The 6,619-nt window shown below is 41.5% G+C and carries 7 protein-coding genes; all 7 read right to left on the reverse strand.

Annotated elements, in window-relative coordinates:
- Positions 1-269: 269 nt before the first annotated feature.
- Positions 270-2,102, reverse strand: a complete 1,833-nt coding sequence (gene htpG, locus JXA84_00340) for a molecular chaperone HtpG (GenBank protein ID MBN1149652.1) — start codon at positions 2,100-2,102, stop codon at positions 270-272.
- Positions 2,103-2,191: 89 nt separating this feature from the next.
- The gene (locus tag JXA84_00345; protein MBN1149653.1) at positions 2,192-2,632 is read right to left on the reverse strand and encodes a CvpA family protein; all 441 of its coding nucleotides are present in this window, start codon (positions 2,630-2,632) and stop codon (positions 2,192-2,194) included.
- Complete coding sequence (gene lgt, locus JXA84_00350) at positions 2,629-3,408, reverse strand: prolipoprotein diacylglyceryl transferase (GenBank protein MBN1149654.1); 780 nt, start codon at positions 3,406-3,408, stop codon at positions 2,629-2,631. Before lgt ends, JXA84_00345 begins: the two co-directional genes overlap by 4 nt.
- Position 3,409: 1 nt before the next feature.
- The gene (locus JXA84_00355) at positions 3,410-4,219 is read right to left on the reverse strand and encodes an RnfABCDGE type electron transport complex subunit B (protein MBN1149655.1); all 810 of its coding nucleotides are present in this window, start codon (positions 4,217-4,219) and stop codon (positions 3,410-3,412) included.
- Positions 4,220-4,238: 19 nt separating this feature from the next.
- Positions 4,239-5,189 carry a DHH family phosphoesterase gene (locus JXA84_00360; protein ID MBN1149656.1) on the reverse strand — a complete coding sequence of 317 codons (951 nt, stop codon included), beginning with the start codon at positions 5,187-5,189 and terminating at the stop codon, positions 4,239-4,241.
- Positions 5,179-5,529: a 30S ribosome-binding factor RbfA gene (rbfA, locus tag JXA84_00365; GenBank protein MBN1149657.1), complete on the reverse strand. Its 351-nt coding sequence runs from the start codon at positions 5,527-5,529 to the stop codon at positions 5,179-5,181. Before rbfA ends, JXA84_00360 begins: the two co-directional genes overlap by 11 nt.
- Positions 5,526-6,619: FAD-binding oxidoreductase (locus tag JXA84_00370; protein ID MBN1149658.1), on the reverse strand; the 1,094-nt coding region annotated here is incomplete at its 5' end. The genes rbfA and JXA84_00370, both read right to left, overlap by 4 nt.

The following is a 6,619-nucleotide window of genomic DNA, read 5'->3' on the forward strand; positions in this document are numbered from 1 at the left end:
ATTTGTAAGGGATGAAGCTCGCTCTCTGAGCGAGCTTCATCTGAATTCTCCCAAAAACCATTTCCTATAAATATAGATTTATAACTTCGTGTGAAGTCAAGAGCTTTGCTCTTGACTGGCTTCGTGTAGTAGAAGAACACGGTAGTGTTATTTTACGGTTTCGTGGTGTAAATTGTCTTTAAAAATAAAAAAGAGTAAAAACCACAAAGCGGAATCAAGCAGAGCTCATACCATTAGAGAAGAGAATAGTTAAACAAAGCATTTGAAAATTATGACATAAAAGAAAGCAAATTATCGGCGAATTTGGGCACATCCCTGGGATCAGAACCTTCCTGCATAAGAGACAAATCGAAAAGAAGCGATAAACTCTGGTTGAGTTTGAGGCTCGATCTGTCCTTTTCAAACATATTGAGAAGGTTATTTATGATTTTATTTTTTGGGTTTATTTCAAATATGGGTTTGGAAGCCGGAATGCCTTTGTTTATATCCCGCAGAGCCTTTTCGAGGTTAAAAGAATAACTCCCCTTTTCTCGCGTGAGACACGCCGGACTTTCAAGGAGTTTATCAGATAATTTGACATCTTTGACGTCGTCTTTAAGGACATCTTTTGCCCATTCGATAAAACCCTTGAAACGAGTAAAGTCTTCGGATGCATTTTCCTCTTTTTGAGAATCATGTTCCTCTGCTATATTGCAAAATTCGTAATTTTTGTACTGGGGAGCATTTTGGATTAACAATTCGTCGATTCCGGGCTCAAGATACAATATCTCAAAACCCTTGGATTTCAGCATCTCCTGGACAGGGGATTTTCTGGCCAGATCATCTGATTCCGCGACGAGATAATAGATCTCTTTCTGGTCTTTTAGCATGGAGGATGTGTATTGAATCAGATCTGTAAATTCATGCGGCTGTGAAGATGATGAATGGAAAATCAGGAGTTCAAGCAGTTTCTCTCTGTTTGAGGCGTCTTGAACCGCGCCTTCTTTTAGGTAGTTGCCAAAATTTTCAAAGAATTTAACATAACGGTCCAGCCTTTCTTTTTTTATACTTTCGAGTTCGCCTAAAATTTTCTTTGTCAGGTTTTGTTTTATCTGCATAAGTTTTCGGTTTTCCTGGAGCATCTCTCTCGATATGTTCAAAGGCAGGTCTGAACTGTCAATTATTCCGGATACGAATTTAAGATAGTGAGGCAGGAGTTCTTCGCTGTGGGATAAAACCTGGATTCTGTTTATGTATAGATTCATGCCTGATTTCATGTCTTCAAAAAACGTAAATGGAGGTTTTTCCGAAGGTATAAAAGCCAAAGCTGTGAATTCGTTAGTGCCTTCTGCTTTGTAGTGAACCACTGAAAGGGGATCTTTGAAATCAAACGTCATAGATTTGTAAAAATCGTCGTATTCCTTTTTTTCAATTTCATCTTTTTTCATCTGCCAGAGTGCTTTTTGCGAGTTTATCTTCTTTTTTTCTTTACCGGTATTAAGAGTTATAGGGTATTCGACGAAGTCGGAATATTTCTTGACTAGTTCGGATATTTTCCAGTCCTCGAGAAATTCCTTTTCGCTTTCTTTGAGGTGAAGTATGACTTCTGTCCCTCTGTCGGTTTTGTCAATTTCTGAAACTTCGTAAGTGTAGTCATCCACGTTAGAAGTCCAAAAAACTCCCTTATCGTCAGGTTTGAAACCCTTACTCCTGACTTCGATTTTATCAGCCACCATGAAAGCGCTGTAAAAACCTACGCCGAACTTGCCTATTAGATCAGGAAGCTCTTTGAGGTCGCTCTGGGAGAGACCTTCAAGGTAATTTCTTGTTCCGGATCGGGCTATGGTGCCCAAATTAATGTCAATTTCATCTCTTGTCATTCCTATGCCATTATCTTTAATGGTAAGTGTATTTTTATCCCTGTCGGGTATAATTTCTATGTTGAAATTTTCGTTTGAAGACACGACGTTGTCTTCAGTGAGAGCGAGAAACCGCAGTTTGTTTATTGCGTCTGACGAGTTGGATATAAGCTCTCTGAGAAAAATATCTTTCTTCGAATAAAGGGAATGGACTACTATATCTAGAAGTTTTTTTGTCTCGGTTCTGAATTCGTGTTTTTGCATATAAACCTCCTTAAAATAAGTAAATATATTCAAATTAACCAAAATGACAAGTCCGGAGGTCGACTTTCAGGCGAATTTCGGGAAATTGTTTACCTGTTTAAACTGGTAAAAACAGATTTTTGGATGGATAGCAAAAAATTTGCGGCGAAAGAATCTTCAATGATTTCGACGGCTGGGGGATAAATAGACTTTACAAAGGAAAGGGCTACTATTAAAGCGATCGAAACCGCGATAGTCGAAAAGGCAGCCCCCCAAAATCTGTCAAGCGGGTTGATTCCGATATTCTTGAGTTTTTTATGTAGAAAAAAACCTATCGCTCCGAAAGAGAAACTGACTGCTATCCAGAGTGATAAGGATAAAACATGGGAAAGCCAGGGAGAAAAATTCACCGAAGTGTCCGCGTAAGAAGCCGCAACAGCTCCGACCATCAAACCGAGGAGATAGAAAACCAACCTCACTATTCCAAGTACAGCTCCCGCTAAAATAGCAAGGGCGCATGCGCCTAAAATTGTTATGTCTATCGCGTTCAAAGTTTTTTATTTCTTAGAATGATAAAAGACAACAGAGTGATTCCGGTAGCGATCAGGATAAGGCTGAAAAATTGTGAAAGGGTTATGTATTTGAACACCAAAGCGTTGCCCTCATAATGCCTCAGAAAATCTATTGAAAACCTGTGAATCCCGTAAAATATTGTCAGCCAACAGAAGGTTTCACCTTGTGATACTTTTCTTCTGTCGAGCAACAAAAGGTAAATAGTCAGAAAAAGAGCCGAAATCGACATAAAGATTTGAGTCGGTATGACTTTAATTCCGATTGGAGCGTCGGGGAGAAGTCCGCTGTTGGAATGATCGTGAAAGACTATTCCAATTTTTTCACTTTGCAGTCCGTAGCAGCAGCCGTTCAAAAAACAACCTATTCTACCGATAAAAATACCGAATGTTATAGATGGAGCGACGATGTCGGCAATTTTCAAAAAACCGATTTTGTTTTTTTTAAGATAAATAAAGCCGGCTAAAAAACCGAGGATGAGCCCTCCGTATATTACCATTCCGCCATGCCATACCTGGACGGTTTCAAAGGGATTCGCTCTGAAATAGTCAAAATGCTCAATGACATACCAAAGCCTTCCTCCCGCTACTCCTCCAATAAGAATCCAGAATGAAAGGTCGTAAATCAGGTTCGGGGTAATCCCGTTTTTGGAAGCTCTTTTTTTGGCGAGCATGATTCCCGCGAGAAACGCAAGAAACTGCATAAAGCCATAACTGTAGATTTTTATAGGACCAAGGTCTATTAGAAGGCGGAACATCTCAAACGCCTTCGGTTATGCATTTGGTAGGGCATGATTTAATGGATTCTTGCCAGAGAGTCTTGTCGGTGGGATACCCCTGTTTCAATTGCGGAAGGTTACCCGCCATTTCCATCGAATTTTCTGGGGCTTTTCGCACACAAATAGAACATCCGATGCACCCCACTTTACAGACATCTCTAACGTTTTTGAGTTTTTCCGGGTTAGAACATCTTATGACGATGGGAATATGTATATCATAGAGTTTTAGGATTCCTTTGGGGCACGCTTCGACGCATTTGCCGCAACCCGTGCATTTCAACGGATCAATATCAGGAAGACCTTTCTTTCCCATATGTATGGCGTCAAATGGACAGGCGGCGACGCAGTCGCCGAAACCCAAGCATCCATAAACGCAGGATTTCATGCTTGAGATGACAAGGTTGGCGGCCCGGCATGTCTTGACTCCCTCGTATCTGCATATATCAGGGCTTTGTTCCCTGTCGCCGCCGCAGAGAAGAAAAGCGATCTTTTTAGTTCCTGCTTCAGTTTTTACCCCCATGATTTGAGCAATTTTTTCTGATGTTTCGGCACCCCCTGGGATGCAACCATTTGGCGAGAATCTTCCTTCTACGACACCTTGTGCGAAACCCGCGCAGCCCGGAGCGCCGCAAGCTCCACAGTTGGCGTTAGGTAAGTATTTGAGTATTTCTTCAACCCTCGGGTCAATTTCAACTTTTAATTTTTTTGCAGCCGTGCTCAATATTATGCCGAAAGATAGCCCAAGAGTTCCAACTACAGCAGTTGAAAGAATTATGATCATCGGATCCATTTGTCCTCCTTGAATAGTTTCATACCATCAAAGTCTGTTTTACCGTCGAAAGAGCTTGATTCAAATCCTGATCGATTATCGCCCCTGACGCGAACTTGTGCCCGCCTCCGCCGAGTTTCCTTGAAATTTCTCCCACGTCTTTTTTACCTGAAGACCTGAAACTCAACCTTGTTGAACCGTTTCTCTCTCTCAAAAGGACTACTGTGTCTATGTCTTTTAGCTGTAGCAGATAGTTTGCGAGCCCTTCAGTGTCTTCTTCCGAAATAGAATACTTATCCATAAGGTCTTTTGTCACTTTTGAAAATATTGTCTCTCTGTCCCTTTCAGAATATTTTAGGACATCCGCATAGAACAAGAAGGTGTTCGTAGGCAACCTGAAGATTTCTTTCCATATAACATTTGAACTGATGTCTTTTTCAAGCAGGTTGGAAGCGATTTTAAAAGTCTTAGAAGACACAGTAGAAGTAGAAAATCCATAGGTGTCGGATATAATTCCCACGTAAAGATATTTCGCAATCTGGGAGTCTATCAAATCATCATGAACAATGCTTGCCAACAATTCCGCTGTTGAAGAAGCGTTGGGGTCGACGACATTCAAGTCTCCGAAAAGTTTGTTGTCGACATGATGGTCTATGTCGATTTTCAATTCGTAAAATTTGTTGATTTTCGAAAATGTTTCTCCAAGTCTTCTCGTGTCTCCGCAGTCGAGAAAAAAAGCTGATTCGCTGAATGACGTTGGAGGTGTTGTCGAAAATTTTGAGATCGGTAGAAACGAATATTTTTTCGGAAAAGGACCCTCGCAGAATAATCTTGCCTTGATTTCGGCGTTTTCGAGGATCGAAGCCAACGCGAGCGACGATCCTATAGCGTCGCCGTCTGGAGATGAATGAGTATAAATATCGGCGGATTTGACCGAAGGCATACCAATTTCCGCAAGAAACGGAAAAGTTTTTTTTTGTTCAGTTTCCATCATTTTCCTCTTTAGACAGTGATTCAATTTTTTCAATTATCTCTTTGCTTTGATCCAGCACAAAATGAATTTCAGGCATGTATTTTATTCTTATATTTTGCGCCAGAAGGTACCTCAATGTTTTCTTGTGTAGATTCAGGTGGTTAAAAGTTTTTTCCTGTTCTTCTTTCGTTCCCAAAACACTGACTTTAATTTTGGCGTTTTTCAAACTTTTGTCAATCATGACAGCCGTCACTGTAGTCATGGAAAGGGACATTTTTCTCGTGAAAGAATCGAGAATAGTAGAAAACTCTTTCGCGATTGTCTCTTCGACTCTTTTGGGTCTGTGTGATATTTTCATACCACTGATTTCTCCATTGTAAACGAACCTTTTATGAATCTTTCAAGAGATAGCCTTTCAAGGTCGGAGTCGGAATAAGCCTCATCCGTTATCGTGTTTGCCATAATTTGAGCAGTCCGGGGAGCTAACATCAGGCCGTGTCCTGAAAATCCGCAGGCCTGGAAGTATCCGTCAATTCCAGAAACTTTTCCCAATATCGGCTGGGCGTCAGGGCTCATACAATACAGACCAGCCCACTGTCTTAGAATTTTCACGTCTCCGAGAGCAGGTATAAAATGGTTTAACTTGACCGACATTTCTTTTAAAAAAGCGATGCCTGATTTCAAGGATTTACCGGGCTTTTCACCGGGGTTTGTCTGTCCGCCAACAATTCCCCCGTCTCTGACCTGCCTGAAATATACATTGTATTCAAACGACATTATCATGTTCCTGAAAAATCTGTTTATTTGTTCAGTGGCGAGAATTTCGTGTCTGTGAGGTGCGAGGGGAAGGTCTAAACCCGCCATTTTCCCTACGTCAGCGGCATACCCGCCGGCGGCGTTTACGACAATTGGGGTTTGGATAAAACCCCGTGAAGTCTCAACTCCTTGGATTTTTGAATCAGAGGACTTTATACCAAGAACTTCGGTTCTCGTTTGAAGAGAAACGCCGTTTTCAAGGGCTTTTTTAACGTAAGCGAAATTTATCAGAAAAGGATTTATAGAACCGTCGGTGGGGCACCATGTAGCACCGGCTACTTTCTCAGTGTTCAGAAGAGGGACGATTTTTCTTGTCTCTTCCGGTGTCAGAATTTCGACTTCGAGTCCATGAGCTTTCTGCATTTGAACGTTTTTTCTGAACTGCTCTATTTCAGCGTCCGAATGCGCGAGAATGAGGTATCCGCCTTCTTCATACTCAGTCTGTTCTCCGAGCTCTTCTTCCAGCTCCCTGAATCTCTTGACTGAAGCCATCGCGAGTCTGACGTTTTCGGGGGTTGACCACTGAGCTCTTATGCCACCTCCACACCTTCCAGTGCTTCCCGAAGACACAGTGCCTTTTTCGAGTATGACAGTTTTTTTGAATTTTTTTTTCGAAAGTTCGTATGCTATCG

Source organism: candidate division WOR-3 bacterium (genome assembly GCA_016926475.1).
In the GTDB taxonomy this organism is placed as follows: Bacteria; SDB-A; SDB-A; order SDB-A; family SDB-A; genus JAFGIG01.

What these genes read in the sequence shown, in the direction of transcription:
- rbfA (MBN1149657.1), bottom strand. Translation starts at nt 5,529, where the DNA reads ATGAAAATATCACACAGACCCAAAAGAGTCGAAGAGACAATCGCGAAA.
- htpG (MBN1149652.1), bottom strand. Translation starts at nt 2,102, where the DNA reads ATGCAAAAACACGAATTCAGAACCGAGACAAAAAAACTTCTAGATATA.
- JXA84_00360 (MBN1149656.1), bottom strand. Translation starts at nt 5,189, where the DNA reads ATGGAAACTGAACAAAAAAAAACTTTTCCGTTTCTTGCGGAAATTGGT.
- JXA84_00355 (MBN1149655.1), bottom strand. Translation starts at nt 4,219, where the DNA reads ATGGATCCGATGATCATAATTCTTTCAACTGCTGTAGTTGGAACTCTT.
- lgt (MBN1149654.1), bottom strand. Translation starts at nt 3,408, where the DNA reads ATGTTCCGCCTTCTAATAGACCTTGGTCCTATAAAAATCTACAGTTAT.